This is a genomic window from Pseudomonas sp. PvP027, assembly GCF_017833005.1.
In the GTDB taxonomy this organism is placed as follows: domain Bacteria; phylum Pseudomonadota; class Gammaproteobacteria; order Pseudomonadales; family Pseudomonadaceae; genus Aquipseudomonas; species Aquipseudomonas congelans.
Window position 1 is genome coordinate 256,329 of record NZ_JAFIBK010000001.1, and the last position, 20,025, is coordinate 276,353.

2 protein-coding genes (1 of these 2 cut by a window edge) are annotated in these 20,025 nt (G+C 62.1%); both read right to left on the minus strand.

The annotated features are described in order from the left end of the window. Positions 1-166: 166 nt before the first annotated feature. Complete coding sequence (locus JOE33_RS01035; RefSeq protein ID WP_209924018.1) at positions 167-16,540, minus strand: non-ribosomal peptide synthetase; 16,374 nt, start codon at positions 16,538-16,540, stop codon at positions 167-169. Further along, positions 16,537-20,025, minus strand: the 3' end of a protein-coding gene (locus JOE33_RS01040) for a non-ribosomal peptide synthetase (RefSeq protein ID WP_209924019.1). The gene runs 12,546 nt beyond the window's last position; the window shows 3,489 of its 16,035 coding nt (coding positions 12,547-16,035); the start codon falls outside the window, past its right edge; its stop codon occupies positions 16,537-16,539. Before JOE33_RS01040 ends, JOE33_RS01035 begins: the two co-directional genes overlap by 4 nt.

Sequence of the window (20,025 nt, forward strand, 5' to 3'; positions counted from 1 at the left end):
TATGTCGTGGGAAGCTGGGACAAGACTTGAGGGTGACGTCGACGCAGCGATGTGCGAGCGCCTGGCTGAGCAGGCTGGGAGGATGTTGCGAAGGCGCTGCCAAGAGCCTCAGGGTGGACAGCAACCGCCCGATCGTTTGCCGATCGGGCGGGCGATTACCGCAGCTTCAGATACGACGTTTGCGATTGAATGTCGGAATTTTAGTCTGCGGCACCTCCAGCCGCTTGACCTTGCCCACCGAGGCAGCCACCTGAATAAGCGTTGGATGACCGAACAGCACTCGCACATCCGCTTCGAGGTCCGCCTGGCGCATGCGCTCGATCAGGCTCACCGCCAGCAATGAATGCCCGCCCAGTTCGAAGAAATGGTCATGACGCCCGACCTTTTCGACATTGAGCAGATCCGCCCAGAGCGCTGCCAGCTTGATCTCGACGTCACCCACCGGGGCCTCGTAAGCGCGCGAGACAAGCGCGCTGCTGTCCGGCGCCGGCAGGGCCTTGCGATCCAGCTTGCCGTTCGGCGTCAGCGGCCAGGCATCAAGCAGCATATAGGCTGCCGGCAGCATGTAGTCTGGCAGCAGCTCTTGCAGGTGCGTGCGCAGTGCGCTGCTTTCCGGTAACCGTGCAGAATCGGACGCTGTGAAATACGCCACCAGACGGGTTTCGCCGGGTGCGCCCTCACAGGCGACAACCACTGCTTCCTGTACTTCCGGGTGTCTGGCCAGACACGTCTCGATCTCGCCCAGTTCGATACGGAAACCACGGATCTTCACCTGATCGTCGTTACGGCCCAGGTATTCGATGTTGCCATCTGGCAAGTAACGACCCAGGTCGCCGGTGCGGTACATGCGTGCCTCTGGCTGCTGGCTGAACGGGTCCTTGAGGAAACGCTCGGCGGTGAGGTCATCACGGTTCAGGTAGCCCCGCGCCACACCGGCGCCGCCGATGTAGATTTCACCCGCGACCCCCAGTGGTACAGGCTGCTGTTGCTCGTCCAGCAAGTAAAACTGCGTATTGCCGACCGGTTTGCCGATGTGCGCTGCGAAGCCATCTTTGCGGTCCATGGCCACCCAGCTTGAGTAGGTGGTGGTTTCCGAAGGGCCGTAGAGGTTGCACAGGCGCTGCACGCCGGTTTTCTCGAACAGCGATTCCACCAGGCTGCGTTTCAGCGCTTCGCCAGCAACGTTCACGGTGTGAACCGATGCCGGCAGACCGTCAACGTCCAGCAGTGCCTTAAGTGCCGACGGTACGGTATTGATCAGGCCGATATCGTGATCGCCGTGTTGCAGTTCAAGGACGTTTTTCACCATGTGGATGCTGCCGCCCGACGTCAGCGGCGCGAAGCATTCGTAGACCGCAAGATCGAAGTTCAACGAGGTGGAGAACAGCGTTTTCTCCAGGGCGCAGGCGCCGAAAGCGTTATGCGCCCAGGTCAGGAAGTTCACCGTATTGCGGTGCTCGATCATTACGCCTTTCGGCAGACCGGTGGAGCCCGAGGTGTAGATCAGGTACGCCAGGTGCGCCGAGGTCAGCCCCGCCACTTGCGGATTCTGGACGGATTCGACCTGCCAGTTGCTTGTATCAAGATTGATCACCGGCACCGAAACGTCGGCCAGCAAGCCCTGAGTAGCGGTTTGAGCCAGTACGGCAGCAGGTGCGCTGTCGTGCAGCATATAAGCGATGCGTTCCGCCGGGTAAGCCGGGTCGAGCGGCACATAACCGCCACCCGCCTTGAGGATCGCAAGCAAACCGACGACCATCTCCACGCCACGTTCAACACAGATCCCGACGCGGGAATCCGGCTGCACGCCCTGCTTGCGCAAGGCATGCGCCAGGCGGTTGGCCTGCTCGTTAAGCTCGCGATAGGTCAGGCGCTGTTCGCCATGAAGCACTGCCAAAGCATCCGGTGTGCGCGCGACCTGTGCTTCGAACAAGCCATGAATGGTCTGTTCGTGCGGGTAATCCAGCGCAGTGTCGTTGAATCCCACCAGCAACTGCTCGCGCTCGTCGGCAGGCAGGATCGGCAGACTGTCGAGGGCCGAGGACGGTGACTGTTCCAGCGCAACGAGCAGGCTTTCCAGCGCGGTCTGCATATACCCGCAGACTCGCCCGGCACCGATCTTGCCGGACACCAGCACAGACAACCTCAAACCGTCGCTCAGGTCATCGACGTTCAAGGTCAATGGATAGTTGGTGCGTTCTTCACTGTTCAGCGTATGAATGCCCTGCCAGGCCTGGGTAGCCCGCTCGGATATGCTGCCAGGCGCACTGTGCCGGTAATTGAGCAGTGCACTGAACAGTGGCGTCGATGCGGCAACCCCGCTGCAACGCTGAGCCAGGGCCAGCGAAGCATGTTCGTGACCGAGCAGTGCAGTGAGGCGGGCATGGGTCGCCTTGACCCCGTCCCGCACGCCCTGCCCTGCAAGATCAACGCGCAGCGGCAAGGTGTTGATGAACATCCCCAGTGCCCAGTTGGCGCCTTCGCCGACCTGCATCCGGCCCATCAGCACGGTGCCGAACACGACATCCTGGCGGTTTGAAACCCTGCCCAGCACCTGAGCCCAGGCCAGATGCACCAGACTGGCTGCGCTGACGCCCTCGCGTCGGGCCTGAGCACGCAGTCGCAGGTTCAACCGGCTGTCCACTACAAGAGCGGCTTCTTCGATATCACGGCCATCGCCCTGCACATCCTGCAGGCCGAAAGGCAGCGTCGGTTCGTCGATGTCGCCGAGCATGTCGCGGAAAAACACTTCGTGATCGGCCTGGCTGACGCCCAGACGCGCCTGAGCCACGTAATTGCGATAGGGCACGGGCGCCGACAAGGCTTCAGCCTCGCCCAGCAGCCAGGCCTGCATTTCATGCTGCACCACTTCCATAGCCATATGATCCAGGGCCATATGATGGAACAGCAGCATCGCAGTGATTCGCTGGTTGCGCGGATCCTCGGCATGGACCAGGTGCATCAGGGGCGCTTGAGTCATATCGAGGCGGTAGTGCCGCGGATCGAAACGGCTATGCAGTTGCGCGCCGATCTCACCGTCCGCCGGGTCAAGTTCAAGCCCCTCAAGGTGCATCTGCGCCTCGCGCCAAACCACCTGCACGGGTGATTCCAGGCCTTTCCAGACCACGCCTGTGCGCAGGATGTCATGACGCACGATGACCGCCTGCAACGCCTCGACGAAAGCGTCCAGACGCGCACGGTCATCGAAGGCGAACTGCACCTGCAGCACATAGGGGTCGCCCTGCTCGGCAGCAATATGGTGATAGAGAATACCTTCCTGCAAGGGGGCCAGCGGGTAGATATCCTGCACATTCGCTACGCCGCCTGGCACGCTGGCGACCACTTTATCGATCTGTTCCTGGTTCAGGTCGGCCAGTGGCAGCAGGTCCGGGGTGATGTGCTTGCAGTGCTCGGAAATCAGATTGGCGGGCACCACGATCTCGGTGCCGCCGCCGACGGCCGCTGCCAGCGCAGCCAGCGTTGGCTGACCAAACAGCACACGCACATCGACGCTCAGGCCCGACTGACGCATACGCCCGATCAGGCTGACGGCCAGCAGCGAATGACCGCCGAGTTCGAAGAAGTTGTCGTGACGACCAATCCGTTCAACGCCCAGCAGGTCTTGCCAGATAGCCGCGATCTGCATTTCGGTTTCGCCTTGTGGGGCTTCGTATTCGCGGTTGATCAGTGCATCACTGTCCGGTGCTGGCAGGGCCTTGCGGTCGAGTTTGCCGTTCGGGGTCAGGGGCAGCGCTTCGAGACGCACGTAAGCCACAGGGATCATGTAGGCCGGGAGTTGCTCCTGCAGCCAGTCGCGAAGACTGTCGATGCTCGGTTCAGTGTGGGCTGCCTGGACGGTGTAATAAGCCACCAGGCGTTTGTCGCCCGGGCTGTCCTCGCGGGCGGTGACCACCGCTTCATGGACGGTCGGGTGTTTGGCCAAACGTGCATCGATCTCGCCCAGCTCGATACGGAAGCCGCGGATCTTCACCTGATCATCGTTACGGCCCAGGTATTCGATATTGCCGTCAGGCAGGTAGCGGCCAAGGTCGCCGGTGCGGTACATGCGTGCCGCTGGCTGTTGGCTGAACGGGTCTTCGAGGAAGCGCTCGGCGGTCAGATCGTCACGGTTCAGGTAACCCCGTGCCACACCGGCACCGCCAATGTAGATCTCACCGGCAACACCCAGTGGCACAGGCTGCTGTTGCTCGTCCAGCAGGTAAAACTGTGTATTGCCGACCGGCTTGCCGATGTGCGCAGCGAAGCCGTCTTCGCGATCCATGGCCACCCAGCTTGAGTAAGTGGTGGTTTCCGAAGGGCCGTAGAGGTTGCACAGGCGCTGGACGCGAGTCTTCTCGAACAGGTTTTCTACCAGACTGCGTTTCAGCGCTTCACCGGCCACGTTCACGGTGTGCACCGATGCCGGCAGCCCATCAACATCCAACAGTGCTTTCAGCGCAGACGGTACGGTGTTGATCAGGCCGATATCGTGCTCGCCGTGTTGCAGTTCCAGAACATCCTTCACCACATTGATGCTGCCACCCGACGTCAGCGGCGCGAAGCACTCGTAGACCGCGAGGTCGAAGTTCAGCGAAGTGGAGAACAGCGTTTTTTCCAGTGCAGAGCTGTCGAAAGCCTTATGCGCCCAGGTCAGGAAGTTCACGGTGTTGCGGTGTTCGATCATCACGCCCTTTGGCAGACCGGTCGAACCCGAGGTGTAGATCAGGTACGCCAGATGCGCCGAAGTCAGCCCTTTGACCTGCGGATTCTGGACGGATTCGTCCTGCCAGTGGCTCAGATCAAGATTGATCACAGGCACCGAAACGTCGGCCAGCAAGCCCTGAGTAGCGGTTTGAACCAGCACCGCTGCCGGAGCGCTGTCCTGCAACATGTAGGCAATGCGTTCTGCCGGATACGCCGGGTCCAGCGGCACATAACCGCCACCTGCCTTGAGGATCGCCAGCAAACCGACGACCATCTCGGCACTGCGCTCAACACAGATCCCGACGCGGGAATCCGGCTGCACGCCCTGCTTGCGCAAGGCATGCGCCAGGCGGTTGGCCTGCTCGTTGAGCTCGCCATAGGTCAGGCGCTGCTCGCCATGAACCACTGCCAAAGCATCCGGCGTGCGCTCGACCTGTGCTTCAAACATCCCGTGAATGGTCTGCTGCTGCGGGTAATCCAGCACAGTGTCGTTGAACGCCACCAGCAACTGCTCGCACTCGGCCGCCGGCAGAATCGACAAACCGTGCAACGGCGTTTCTGGCGTCTGCTCCAGCGCCGTCAACAGGTTTTCCAGCGCCGTATGCATGTAGCCGCATACACGTTGTGCGCCGATTGACGAAACCACCAAAGCCGTCAGGCTGAACCCGTCGGCCAGATCATCGACGTTCAAGGTCAGCGGGTAGTTGGTGCGTTCCTCGTTGCTCAGGGCATGAATGCCCTGCCAGGCCTGCATGGCCTGCTCGGACACACTACCGACCCCACTGTGGCGATAATTGAGCAGTGCGTTGAACAGTGGTGTCTGTACGGCAACCCCGCTGCAACGCTGGGCCAACGCCAGTGAGGCATATTCGTGACCGAGCAAGGCAGTCAAGCATTTATGAGTGGCTCTGACTCCTTCACGCACGCCCTGCTCGCCCACCGACACCCGCAGCGGCAAGGTGTTGATGAACATTCCCAAAGCCCGATCGGCGCCTTCCCCTGCCTGCATCCGGCCCATCAGCACGGTGCCGAACACGACGTCCTGCCTGTTTGACACCTTGCCCAGAACCTGAGCCCAGGCCAAGTGCACCAGGCTGGCGGCACTCACCCCCTGTTGTCGGGCCTGAGCACGCAGGCGCAGATTGAGTTGAGGATCCAGCATCAGGCTGGCTTCTTCGATATCAAGGTCATCGCCCTGCGCATTCGTCAGGCCGAACGGCAGTGTCGGTTCGTCGATATCGCCGAGCATGTCGCGGAAAAACACTTCGTGATCCGCCTGGCTGACGCCCAGACGTGCCTGGGCCACATAATTGCGGTATGGCACGGGCGCCGACAAGGCTTCGACTTCGCCCAGCAGCCAGGCCTGCATTTCATGCTGCACCACTTCCATGGCCATATGGTCCAGGACCATGTGGTGGAACAGCAGCATCGCAGTGATTCGCTGGTTGCGCGGGTCCTCGGCATGGACCAGGCGCATCAGGGGCGCTTGAGTCATATCGAGACAGTAGTGACGCGGATCGAAGCGGCAGTGCAGTTGCGCGCCGATCTCACCGTCCGCCGGGTCAAGTTCAAGCCCTTCAAGGTGCAATTGCGCCTTGCGCCAAACCACCTGCACCGGCGAGTCCAGACCGTCCCATACCACGCTGGTGCGCAGAATGTCGTGACGATCAATAACCCTTTGCAAGGCCTGGACGAAGGCGTCCAGGCGCTGGCGGTTGTCAAAGGCGAACTGGGTCTGCAGCACATAAAGGTCGCCGGTCTCGGCTGCCATGTGGTGATAGAGAATGCCTTCCTGCAACGGTGCCAGCGCGTAGATATCCTGCACATTGGCCACGCCGCCCGGCACGGTGGCTACGACTTGATCGATCTGCGGCTGGGTCAGGTTGGCCAGTGGCAATAGCTCAGGCGTAATGCGCTGGCAATCCTCGGTGATCAGATTGGCCGGCACCACAATTTCGCTGCCACCCCCGACTGCTGCCGCCAGTGCCGTCAGCGTAGGCTGGCTGAACAGCACGCGTACATCGGCACTCAGGTCTGCCTGACGCATGCGCTCGATCAGGCTGACGGCCAGCAGCGAGTGCCCGCCGAGTTCAAAGAAGTGATCGTGACGGCCGACGCGTTCAACGTTGAGCAATTCGCACCATAAGCGCGCCAGGGCGATTTCCACTTCACCCTCGGGTGCCTCGAATTCACGGCTGGCATAGGCGTCGGCGTCCGGTACCGGCAGGGCTCGGCGATCAAGCTTGCCGTTGGCGGTCAGCGGCAACGCATCCAGCATGACAAAGGCGCTCGGCACCATGTAGTCGGCCAGCGACGCTGCCAGTTCACGGCGCAGTTCGACCGCTGACAAGGCGCTGCTGTCTTCGCCGACGACGTAAGCTACCAAGCGCTTTTGTCCAGGCTCGTCCTGGCGGGCCAGCACGACGGCCTCGCTGACGCCAGGGCATTCGACCAGACGCGCTTCGATTTCACCCGGTTCGATACGGAAACCACGGATTTTCATCTGGTCGTCGTTTCGGCCCAGATACTCGATGACCCCGTCCGCGTTCCAGCGGCCAAGGTCACCGGTGCGGTACAACAGGGCTCCAGCGTCGTCGCTGAAAGGGTTGGCGACAAACTGTGTAGCATTCAGCTCCGGGCGGTTCAGGTAACCCTTGGCCACGCCCTGCCCGCCGATGTAAAGCTCACCGACCACGCCCACCGCCACCGGTTGGCGCAGGGTATCGAGCACATAAACCTGGCTGTTGCCAATCGGGCGGCCGACAGGAATACCGCGGTTGCCGACCGAGGTGATCTCATGGGTCGTGGAAAAGGTCGTCGCTTCGGTCGGGCCGTAGCCGTTGAGCAAGTGTCGCGGGGCGCCTTCTTTCAAGACCCGGCCAATCACCGCCGGGTCCAGCACATCGCCGCCGACGATCAGGTAGCGCAGACGCGAAAAGGCTTCGCTCAGACCCGAAGCGTATTGATGGAACAACCCGGCGGTCATCCATAGCACAGTCACCGATTGTTCCAGCAGCAGGCGCTGGAACTCGCGCGGAGACAACACATCGGTCTGCCCGATCACCACCACGCAGCCGCCATTGAGCAACGGTGCCCAGACATCCAGCGTGCTGGCATCAAACGCAGGATTGGAAGCGAACGCTACACGATCCTGTGCATTGAAATCAGCGTAGCCGTTGTTGATCACCAGACGGCTGATGGCCCTGTGCGGCACCAGCACACCTTTCGGAACACCCGTCGAGCCAGAGGTATACATGATGTAGGCGACGCTTTCGCTGGACTGCGGCAGTGTCAGATCATCGCCACTCAAGCCATCCAGCGTCAGTTGCTCGAGGTCAACACGCTGCGCAGCGGTTGCCAGCGATAGGTGGCTGTGGGTCAGCAATACACGCGCCTGGCTGTCCTCAACCATGAACGCCTGACGTTCGGCCGGTGCATTGACGTCCAGCGGCACATACACCGCCGCGCACTTGAGCACCGCCAACTGGCTGGCGATCAGGTCGAGGCTGCGTTCCAGCAGAATCGCCACGCTGTCACCCGGCTGTACGCCGAGCCCCAGCAGATGCCGCGCCAGACGATTGGCCCGGGTGTTGAGTTGTGCATAGCTCACAGCAACATCGTCGTGGATTGCCGAGCAAGCCTCGGGGGACGAACGTACCTGAGTTTCAAACAGGCTATGCACAGTCTGCTGTTGAGGGTAGTCCAGTGCGGTGTCGTTGAACGCCACCAGCAACTGCTCACGTTCGGCAGCCGGCAGTATCGGCAGGCTGTCGAGGGCCGACGACGGTGACCGCTCCAGCGCATTCACCAGATGCTCCAGCACGGTCTGCATGTAGCCACAGACCCGTTTGGCGCCGATGGTGCTGCTGACCAGTACCGTCAGGTTGAAACCGTTGCCCACGTCATCGATATTCAGGGTCAGCGGGTAGTTGGTATGGTCTTTGGCGCCGAAAGACTCGATCCCGTCCCAGGCTGTGGCGGTTTCTGCGCAAACATCGCTCACCACACTGTGCCGATAGTTGAGCAACGCACTGAACAGTGGCGCCGGGGCATCCACGCCGCTGCAACGCTGGGCGAGTACCAGTGGCGCGTGTTCGTGGCCCAGCAAGGCCGTCAGTTGCCCGTGGGTCGCTTTCAATCCATCGACCACCGTTGTCGCGCCAATATCGACGCGCAGCGGCAAGGTGTTGATAAACATGCCCAACGAGTGGTCGGCACCCTCGCCGGCCTGCATACGGCCCAGCAGTACCGTGCCGAACACCACCTGTTCACGGGCCGATATACTGCCGAGCACCCGCGCCCAGGCCAGGTGCATCAGGCTCGCGGCGCTGACGCCCGCCTGTCGGGCCTGGGCCCGCAGACGCAGGTTCAGTTCAGCGGGCAGGCTCACGCTCGCCTCTTCGATGTCACCGCCGCCGTCCTGCACATCCTGCAAACCGAACGGCAGCGTCGGCTCGTCGATGTCGCCGAGCATCTCGCGGAAGAACGCTTCGTGCTGCGCCTCGCTGACACCCAGGCGGGCCTGGGCCACGTAGTTGCGATACGGCACGCTCTGACCCAGAGAAGCACCCTGACCAAGCAGGTGCGCCTGCATTTCGTGCAGCACCACGTACAGCGAGGTGGCGTCGTTGACCAGGTGATGGAACAGCAGCATCGCCAGCCAGCGATCGTTGAGCGGATCATGGCTAAAGACAATCTGCATCAAAGGCGCTTGACGCACATCGAGGCGGTAATGCCGGGGATCGAAGCGCTCGTGCAACTGTTCATCAATCGGGCCGTCTGCCGGGTCGAGGCACAACTCGGTGACGCGCATTTCAGCCTGACGCAGCACCACTTGCAGCGGTTCGTCGAGACCTTCCCACAGCACAGCGGTGCGCAGGATATCGTGACGATTGATCACCCCTTGCAAGGCGTGACTGAAATCGTCCAGTCGTGCGCGGTCGCGCAGACTGAACAGCGCTTTCAGGGTGTACGGGTCGCCCTGCTCGGCACTGATGTGGTGATAGAGAATACCTGCCTGCAAAGGCGCCAGCGGGTAAATGTCCTTTACGTTAGTGGCACCGCCTGGCACATGCTTTACCACGCGGTCGATCTGCGCCTGAGTCAGGCTGATCAGCGGCAGCAGGTCCGGGGTGATTTGTTCACAGCGTTCCGGAATCAGATTGGCCGGCACGACGACTTCCGTGCCACCGCCGACCGCTGTCGCCAGTGCCGCCAGCGTAGGCTGGCTGAACAGTACGCGCACATCGGCACTCAGGCCGACCTGACGCATGCGTTCGATCAATTTAACGGCGAGCAGCGAGTGGCCGCCCAGTTCGAAGAAGTGGTCATGGCGACCGACCTGTTCGACCTTGAGTACGTCAGCCCAGATCGATGCCAGCAGGGTCTCGACCTCGCCCTGTGGTGCTGCATAGCCACGACTGATCAGCGATTGCGCATCGGGCATTGGCAGGGCCTTGCGGTCGAGCTTGCCGTTGGCGGTCAGCGGCAGCGCATCGAGCTGTACATAAGCTACCGGCACCATGTAGTCCGGCAATGTACCTTGCAGATGGTTGCGCAGGTGTTCGATATCGAGCACGGTTTCAGGCTGCCGCGTCGTGACATAGGCCACCAGACGCTTCTCGTCAGGCACGTCCTGGCGGCACAGCACCACGGCTTCACGAACCTCGGCGTGTTCGGTCAGGCGCGCTTCGATTTCACCCAGCTCAACGCGTAAGCCGCGGATTTTCACCTGATCATCGTTACGCCCCAGGTAGTCGAGAGTGCCGTCGGCGTTCCAGCGTGCCAGGTCGCCGGTGCGGTACATCCGTGCATCGGCGTGGAACGGATCACGCAGGAAACGCTCGGCGGTCATCTCCGGCCGATTCAGGTAACCCCGCGCCACGCCCGCCCCGGCGACGTACAGCTCGCCCGCCACACCCAGCGGCACCAGTTGCTGATGCTCGTCGAGCAGGTACACGCGGGTATTGGCAATCGGTGTGCCGATGTCGAGGCTGCCGTCGGGCAACAAGCGCCCCGACGTGGCGACCACCGTGGCCTCGGTCGGGCCATAGTTGTTGATGACGGTGAAGCCCGGATCACGCTGGAACTGGCGCAGACGATCACCGCCGATCAATAGCGTACGCAAGGTGGGGTGAGTCAGGCCGCGGCTGAAGGCGTATTCGGCGACCGGCGTCGGCAGGAAAGCCACCTGCAGCGGCTGGGCGATCCACCAGTCGAGCAGCGCATCGATCTGTTCATTGCTCACGTCCGCAGGCGGCAGGTGCAGGGTCGCCCCGGTACACAGCGCCGGCCAGACTTCCCAGGCCATGGCGTCGAAGCCGAAGCCTGCGACGCTGGCGGTATGGCTGCCAGCCTGCAGATCGAAGGTCTGACAATGCCAGTCGATCAGGTTACCGAGGGTGCGGTGCTCGACCATCACGCCCTTTGGCTGACCCGTGGAGCCGGAGGTGTAGATCACGTACGCCAGATGCGTGGCGTTGAGCCCGGCCATCTGCGGGTTGTCCAGGCGTTGCGGCCATTCGGGACGGTCGAAGGCGATGACCGGTACAGCCGTTTCCGGCACGCGGCTCATCAGAGCCTGCTGGGTCAGCAGCACTTTGGGTGCGCTGTCGGCCAGCAGATAGGCAATGCGCTCGTCAGGGTGCGACGGATCGACCGGGACGTAGCCTGCACCAGCCTTGAGGACGGCGAGCATGGCCACCAGCGTGTCCAGCCCGCGACGGGCCATGACCGCCACGCGATCATCAACTCCTACGCCGAGACTGATCAGGTGATGGGCCAATGCGTTGGCGCGATGGTTCATCTCGCCGTAGTGCAGGCACTGCTCGCCCATCTGAGCCGCCACACTTTCAGGCGCGCTGGCCGCCCGGGCTTCGATCATGGCGTGCACGGTCTGCTGCCGCGGGTAGTCCTGCGCGGTGTCGTTGAATGCAAGCAGCAGTTGCTGCCGCTCGGCTTCCGGCACTACCGGCAGGTCGCACACGGCTGAATCCGGGGCGGATTCAAGGGCCTCGACCAGATGACTCAAGGCGGTCTGCATGTAGTCGCAGATGCGCCGCGCATCGATACCCGCCACCGCCTGTGCATTCAGGCTGAAACCGTCGCCAAAGTCATCGACGCTCAAGCTCAGTGGATAATTGGCACGTTCTTCACTGCTCAGAACATGAATACCTTGCCATGCCTGGACCGCCTGTTCGGAAACGCTGGCAGCTGCACTGTGGCGGTAGTTGAGCAAGGCGCTGAAAAGCGGCGTCGGTGCGGCAACGCCGCTGCAACGCTGGGCCAGGGCAAGGGATGCATGTTCGTGACCGAGTAACGCAGTCACGCGCTTATGGGTCGCCTTGACCTCGTCACGCACGCCCTGCTCACCTGCCGAAACCCGCAGCGGCAAGGTGTTGATGAACATGCCCAAAGCGCGTTCGGCGCCCTCACCGGCCTGCATCCGGCCCATCAACACCGTACCGAACACCACGTCGCGCTTGCCCGACACAGTGCCGAGCACCTGGCCCCAGGCCAGATGCACCAGGCTGGCGGCGCTCACGCCTTGCTGCCGGGCCTGAGCCCGCAGGCGCAGATTCAGTTGAGGGTTCAGCGTCAGGCTGGCTTCCTTGACGTGGCGGCCATCGCCCTGCACATCCAGCAGGCCGTACGGCAGGGTCGGCTCGTCGATATCGCCCAGCATGTCGCGGAAGAACGTTTCGTGATCAGCCTGGCTGACACCCTGGCGTGCCTGAACCACATAGTTGCGGTACGGCACGGGCACCGACGCTGCCAAGGCTTCGGCCTCGCCGAGCAAGCCGTTCTGTATTTCGTGCTTCACCACTTCCAGCGCCGTGTGGTCCAGGGCCATGTGGTGAAACAGCAACATCGCGCAAATCCGCTGGTTGCGCGGATCTTCGGCATAGGCCACACGCATCAACGGTGCCTGACCGATGTCCAGACGGTAGTGACGCGGGTCGAAGCGGCTGTGCAGTTGCACGCCGATATCACCGTTCACAGGATCCAGTTCGAGCGCTTCAAGGTGCAATTGCGCCTTACGCCAGACCACCTGCAGCGGGTTCTCAAGGCCTTGCCACACCACACTGGTGCGCAAAATATCGTGACGGTCGATAACCGTTTGCAGCGCTTGAACAAAGGCGTCCATGCGTTCGCGGTTATCAAAGGCTAACTGAGTCTGCAACACATAGGGATCGCCGATTTCGGCGGCCAGGTGGTGATAAAGAATACCTTCCTGCAACGGCGCCAGCGGATAGATGTCCTGCACATTCGCCACGCCACCCGGCACGGTTGCCACGACTTGATCGATCTGCACCTGGGTCAGATCGATCAGCGGCAGCAGCTCGGGTGTAATGCGTTTGCAATCCCCGGTGATCAGATTGGCCGGCACCACCACTCCCGTGCCACCACCGACGGCAGCCGCCAGTGCGGCCAGCGTCGGCTGGCCGAACAGCGCCCGCACATCGGCGCTCAGGCCCAGCTGACGCATATGCCCTATCAGGCTGACGGCCAACAACGAGTGTCCGCCCAGCTCGAAGAAGTTGTCATGTCTGCCGACCTGCTCAATGCCCAGCAAGTCTTGCCAGAGAGCCGCGATCTGCGTTTCGGTTTCACCTATCGGGGCTTCGTAGCCACGGCTGATCAGTGAGTCACTTTCCGGCGCTGGCAGCGCCTTGCGGTCGAGCTTGCCGTTCGGAGTCAGCGGCATTGCGTCGAGACGCACGTAGGCCACAGGGATCATGTAGGCCGGGAGTTGTTCCTGCAGCCAGCCGCGCAAGCTGTCGATGCCCGGTTCCGCTTGCGCGGGCTGGACGCTGTAATAAGCCACCAGACGCTTGTCGCCCGGCACATCTTCGCGCGCGGTGACTACCGCTTCATGGACTGCCGGGTGTTTGGCCAGACGTGCATCGATCTCGCCGAGTTCGATACGGAAGCCACGGATCTTCACCTGATCGTCGTTACGACCGAGGTATTCGATATTGCCATCCGGCAGGTAGCGGCCAAGGTCGCCGGTGCGGTACATGCGTGCCGCTGGGTTTTGGCTGAACGGGTCGTTGAGGAAGCGCTCGGCGGTCAGGTCGTCGCGGTTCAGGTAACCACGGGCCACACCGGCACCGCCAATGTAGATCTCACCGGCTACACCCAGTGGCACAGGCTGCTGTTGATCGTCCAGCAGGTAAAACTGCGTGTTGCCGACCGGTTTGCCGATGTGCGCAGCGAAGCCGTCTTCGCGATCCATGGCCACCCAGCTTGAATAGGTGGTGGTTTCCGAAGGGCCGTAGAGGTTGCACAGGCGCTGCACGCCGGTCTTCTCGAACAGCGACTCGACCAGACTGCGCTTCAGCGCTTCACCGGCCACGTTCACGGTGTGCACCGATGCCGGCAGCCCATCAACATCCAACAGTGCTTTCAGCGCCGACGGTACGGTGTTGATCAGGCCGATATCATGATCGCCGTGTTGCAGCTCCAGCACGTTCTTGACGACTTCGATACTTCCGCCTGAGGTGAGGGGCGCAAAGCATTCATAGACTGCGAGGTCGAAGTTCAATGACGTGGAGAACAGCGTTTTTTCCAGTGCCGAGTTGTCTGTGCCGGCCTCGAAAGCCTTATGCGCCCAGGTCAGGAAGTTCACGGTGTTGCGGTGCTCGATCATCACGCCTTTCGGCAGACCGGTCGAACCCGAGGTGTAGATCAGGTACGCCAGATGCGCGGAAGTCAGCCCCTGCACCTGCGGATTTCGGGCGGATTCGTCCTGCCAGTTGTTCAAATCAAGGTTGATCACTGGCACCGAAACGTCGGCCAGTAACGCCTCGGTCGCCGATTGCGCCAGCACCGCTGCCGGAGCGCTGTCCTGCAGCATATAAGCGATCCGTTCTGCCGGATAAGCTGGGTCCAGCGGCACATACCCGCCGCTTGCCTTGAGAATCGCCAGCAGACCGACGACCATCTCCACGCCGCGTTCAACACATATCCCGACCCGCGAATCCGGCTGCACGCCCTGCTTGCGCAGGGCATGGGCCAGACGGTTGGCCTGTTCGTTAAGCTCGCCATACGTCAGGCGTTGCTCGTCATGAACCACGGCCAGCGCCTGAGGCGTGCGCTCGACCTGTGCTTCGAACAGGCCATGAATGGTCTGCTGTTGCGGGTAATACAGCGCGGTGTCGTTGAAATCCACCAGCAACTGCTCACGCTCGTCGGTCGACAGGATCGGCAGGCTGTTCAACGGTGCCTGCGGCGTCTGCTCCAGTGCCTGGACCAGGCTTTCCAGCGCCGTCTGCACATAGCCGCAAACCCGCCGGGCACCGATACCGGCGACAGCCTGAACAGTCAGGCCGAATCCTTCGCCAAAATCGTCGAGGGATAAAATCAACGGGTAATTGGTGCGTTCTTCGCCGCCCCTCACCTCGATCCCTTCCCAGAGTTGAGCGGCCTGATCGGTCACTTCCTGATCGGGCGCCGCTTCAGCGGAACTGTGGCGATAGTTGAGCAGTGCGCTGAACAGTGGCGTCGGAGCCGATACACCGCTGCAACGCTGGGCCAACGCCAGCGAGGCGTGTTCGTGGCCGAGCAATGCTGTCAAGCGTGCATGGGTGGCCTTGACCCCGCTGCGCACATCCTGCTCACCCACGTCCACCCGCAGCGGCAAGGTATTGATAAACATCCCCAAGGCCCGGCGAACCCCCTCGCCGCCGCGCATACGGCCGATCAGCACCGTGCCGAACACGACATCGTTGCGCCCGCACAGGCGCCCGAGCACCTGTGCCCAGGCAAGGTGATGCAGGCTCGCCGCGCTGACCCCTTGCAGTCGGGCCTGATTTCGCAAGCGCCGACTCAGCGCTACAGGCAGGGTCTGATGCGCTTCTTCGATACCATGACCGTCGCCGCGCACATCGTGCAGGCCTAACGGCAATGTGGGTTCATCGACGTCGCCGAGCATCTCGCGGAAAAAACCTTCGTGCTGCTTGTTCGTGACGCCGAGCCGGGCCTGGGCCACGTAGTTGCGATAAGGCACCGGCTCGCCCAGGGTGTGGGCCTGACCGCCCAGGTGCGCATGGAGTTCATGATGGATCTGGTCCAGCGCCGCATGGTCGATGGCGATGTGGTGAAACAGCAGCATCGCCACCCAGCACTGGTTGGCGACGTCGTGGGTGAAGGCCAGCCGCAGCAAGGGTGCCTGGCTGATATCGAGGCGGTAATGCCGTGGGTCGAAGCGTTGTTGCAACTGCTCGCTGGCGGTGCCGGCGGCAGGCTCAAGGGTGATTTCGCTGAGCACCAGGTCAGCCTTGCGCCACACGACTTGAGCCGGCTCGTCCAGGCCTTCCCATACCACGCCGGTACGCAGGATGTCGTGGCGGTCGATGACCTGCTGCAAGGCCGTGGTGAACGCGTCGAAACGTTCCCGGCTGGCAATCGTAAACTGTGCCTGCAGTACGTAAGGATCGCCTTGTTCGGCGGCGATGTGGTGATAAAGAATGCCTTCCTGCAACGGCGCCAGCGGGTAGATGTCCTGCACATTGCGCACGCCGCCAGGGACGCGGGCAATGATGGTCTCGATGGCTGCCTGGTCGAGCTCGATCAACGGCAACATGTCCGGCGTAATGCGCTCGCAGCCCGGCGCAATCGCCTGGGCAGGAACGTCCACTTCATCGGCCTTGCCGCTGTAATACTCGCCGGCATTGATCAACTCGATCAACGCGGCCTTGTTCTCGCGCAACAGCGCCAGCACGGCTGGCTCCGTGAGGGACTGGCGCTTGCCGCTGACGATCAGTTGGTCGCCCTTGACGGCAAGCTGCACATCTTTCTCTTCCAGTAATGCCAACAGCTCGATCATGCTCACAGAACAATCTCCATTCTTTCCGTTGTTGCTGCGTATTCCATGAGGGTGGGGTGTTTGAACAGCGACTTGACTTCGGCCTCCAAACCTTCCTGACGCATGCGTTCCATCAGGCTGACAGCGAGCAGAGAGTGGCCGCCCAGCTCGAAAAAGTGGTCATGCCGTCCAACCTGCGTGACACCCAGCAAGTCTTGCCAGATCCCGGCGATCAGTATTTCCCTCTCGCCTTGCGGGGCTTCATAGCTACGGCTTGTCAACGCGCCCTCGCCCGGCTCAGGCAGCGCCTTGCGGTCGAGTTTGCCGTTGGGCGTGAGAGGCAATGCGTCGAGACGTACGTAAGCCACCGGGACCATGTAGGCTGGCAACTGCCCCAGCAGCCAGCCGCGCAGGCTGTCGATGACCGGCTCCGTTTGCGCGGACTGGACCGTGTAATACGCCACCAGACGTTTTTCACCGGGGACGTCTTCACGGGCGGTGACTACCGCATCCTGGACGGCAGGATGCCTGGCCAGACACGCGTCGATCTCGCCCAGTTCGATCCGGAAGCCGCGAATCTTCACCTGGTCGTCGTTACGGCCCAGGTATTCGATATTGCCGTCTGGCAGATAGCGGCCAAGGTCGCCGGTGCGGTACATGCGTGCCTGCGGTTGTTGGCTGAACGGATCCGCAAGGAAGCGTTCGGCAGTCAGGTCGTCACGGTTGAGGTAGCCACGCGCCACGCCCGCGCCGCCAATGTAGATCTCCCCCGCAATGCCCAGTGGAACGGGTTGCTGTTGGCTGTCCAGCAGGTAAAACCGGGTGTTGCCGACCGGTTTGCCGATGTGTGCGGCGAAGCCGTGTTCGCGATCCATCGCCACCCAGCTGGAGTAAGTGGTGGTTTCCGACGGGCCATAGAGGTTGCACAGGCGCTGCACGCCGGTCTTCTCGAACAGGTTTTCCACCAGACTGCGTTTGAGCGCTTCACCGGCGACGTTGACGGTATGCACCGACGCTGGCAGCGCGTTGATTTCCAGCAGCGCCTTGAGCGCCGACGGCACGGTGTTGATCAGGCCGATATCGTGCCCGCCGTATTGCAGTTCCAGCACGTTCCTGACCACCTCGATGCTGCCCCCTGAGGTGAGCGGCGCGAAGCACTCGTAGACCGCAAGGTCGAAGTTCAGTGAGGTGGAGAACAGGGTTTTTTCCAGTGCAGAGCCGTCGAATGCCGTGTGCGCCCAACTGAGGAAGTTCACCGTGTTGCGGTGCTCGATCATCACGCCTTTCGGCAAGCCGGTGGAGCCCGAGGTGTAGATCAGGTACGCCAGATGCGCGCAAGTCAGCCCGGGCACCTGTGGGTTCTGGATGGATTCGTCCTGCCAGTTGCCCAGGTCAAGGTTGATGACTGGCACCGAAACGTTGGCCAGTAACGCTTCAGTTGCCGACTGCGTCAGCACGGCAGCCGGTGCGCTGTCCTGCAACATGTAAGCAATACGTTCCGCTGGATAAGCCGGGTCCAGCGGCACGTAACCGCCACCCGCCTTGAGGATTGCCAGCAAGCCGACGACCATTTCCGCGCCGCGTTCTACACAGATCCCGACCCTGGAATCCGGCTGCACACCCTGCTTGCGCAAGGCATGCGCCAGGCGGTTGGCCTGCTCGTTAAGCTCGCGATAGGTCAGGCGCTGTTCGCCGTGGACCACTGCAAGCGCCTGCGGCGTGCGCTCGACCTGCGTTTCGAACAAGCCATGAATGGTCTGCTGCTGCGGGTAATCCATCTCGGTGGCGTTGAACTGCACCAGCAACTGCTCACGCTCGGCAACAGGCAGGATCGGCAGGCTTTCGAGCGCAGCGTCCGGTGACTGCTCCAGCGCAGTAAGCAGATTGTCCAGCGCGGTCTGCATATACCCGCAGACTCGTCCGGCACCGACCTTGCCGGTCACCAGCACTGACAATCTGAAACCGTCGCCCTGATCATCGACGTTCAAGGTCAGCGGGTAGTTGGTGCGTTCCTCGCCATTCTGTACGTCGATACCGCGCCAGGCCTCGATCGACTCGTCGGCGGGTTCTGCCACGCTGCTGTGGCGGTAGTTGAGCAGCGCGCTGAACAACGGCAACGGCGCCGCCACGCCGCTGCAACGCTGCGCCAGCACCAACGGCGCGTGTTCATGGCCGAGCAATGCGGTGAGTCGGGCATGGGTCGCGCGTACGCCGGCCCGTGCACCCTGCCCGGCCAGATCGACGCGCAGCGGCAAGGTATTGATGAACATGCCCAACGCCCGCTCGGCACCTTCGCCACTCTGCATGCGGCCCATCAACACGGTGCCGAATACCACGGTGTGCCTGCCCGATACCTGACTCAGTACCTGAGCCCACGCCAGGTGCATCAGACTCGCGGCGCTTACCCCCAACTGCCGAGCCTGGGCGCGCAGGCGCCTGTTCAACTGCCGGTCCAGTGTCAGGCTGCTTTCTTCAACGTCGCGGCCATCCCCTTGCACATCCAGCAGGCCGAACGGCAGCGTCGGTTCGTCAATGTCAGCGAGCAATTCGCGGAAAAACGCTTCGTGGGCCTCGCGGCTTACACCCAGTCGAGCCTGGGCCACATAGTTGCGATACGGAATGGCGGCTTCGAGTTGGTCAGTCTGTCCCAGCAGGTGCGCCTGCATGTCGTGGAGCACAATCTCCATCGCTGTATGGTCGAGGACCATGTGATGGAACAGCAGGATCGCCGCACAACGCTGGTTGTGCCGGTCTTCGGCGAAGATCAGCCGCAGAAGGGGTGCCTGGCTCATGTCCAGCCGCGAATGGCGAGGGTCGAAGCGCTGTTGCAGCTGCGCCATGATCGGCCCCTCGAGCGGGTCGAGTTCGACCTGTTCCGGCAACAGCCGAGCCTGACGACAGACCACCTGCACCGGCGTTTCCAGGCCTTGCCAAAGCACGGCAGTGCGCAGGATGTCGTGGCGATCAATCACGCTTTGCAGGGCATCGACAAAGGCGTTCAGACGTGTGCGGTCAGCAGTCTCGAATACTGTTTGCAGGACGTACGGGTCGCCTTGTTCGGCAGCCAGGTGGTGGTAGAGAATCCCCTCCTGCAGTGGCGCCAGCGGGTAGATATCCTGCACAGTCGCCACGCCGCCGGGCACATTGGCAACAATGAGGTCGATGGCGGCCTGATCGAGATCGGCCAGCGGCAGCAGCTCCGGCGTGATGCGCGTGCAGTTGTCCGGGATGGCATTTTCCGGAACTGTTATTTCATTTACGCCACCCACCGAAGCAGCCAGCGCGGCCAGCGTCGGCTGTGTGAACAGGGTGCGAATATCGGCATCGAGCCCCTGGCGGCGCATTTGCGCGATCAGGTTGACGGCCAGCAGCGAATGCCCGCCCAGCTCGAAGAAGTGGTCATGACGCCCCACCTGCTCGACGTGCAGCAATGAACTCCAGATCTCGGCCACGGCCGTTTCCACCGGCCCCTGGGGGGCCTCGTAGTCCCGATCCGGAAGCGCCTCGCGATC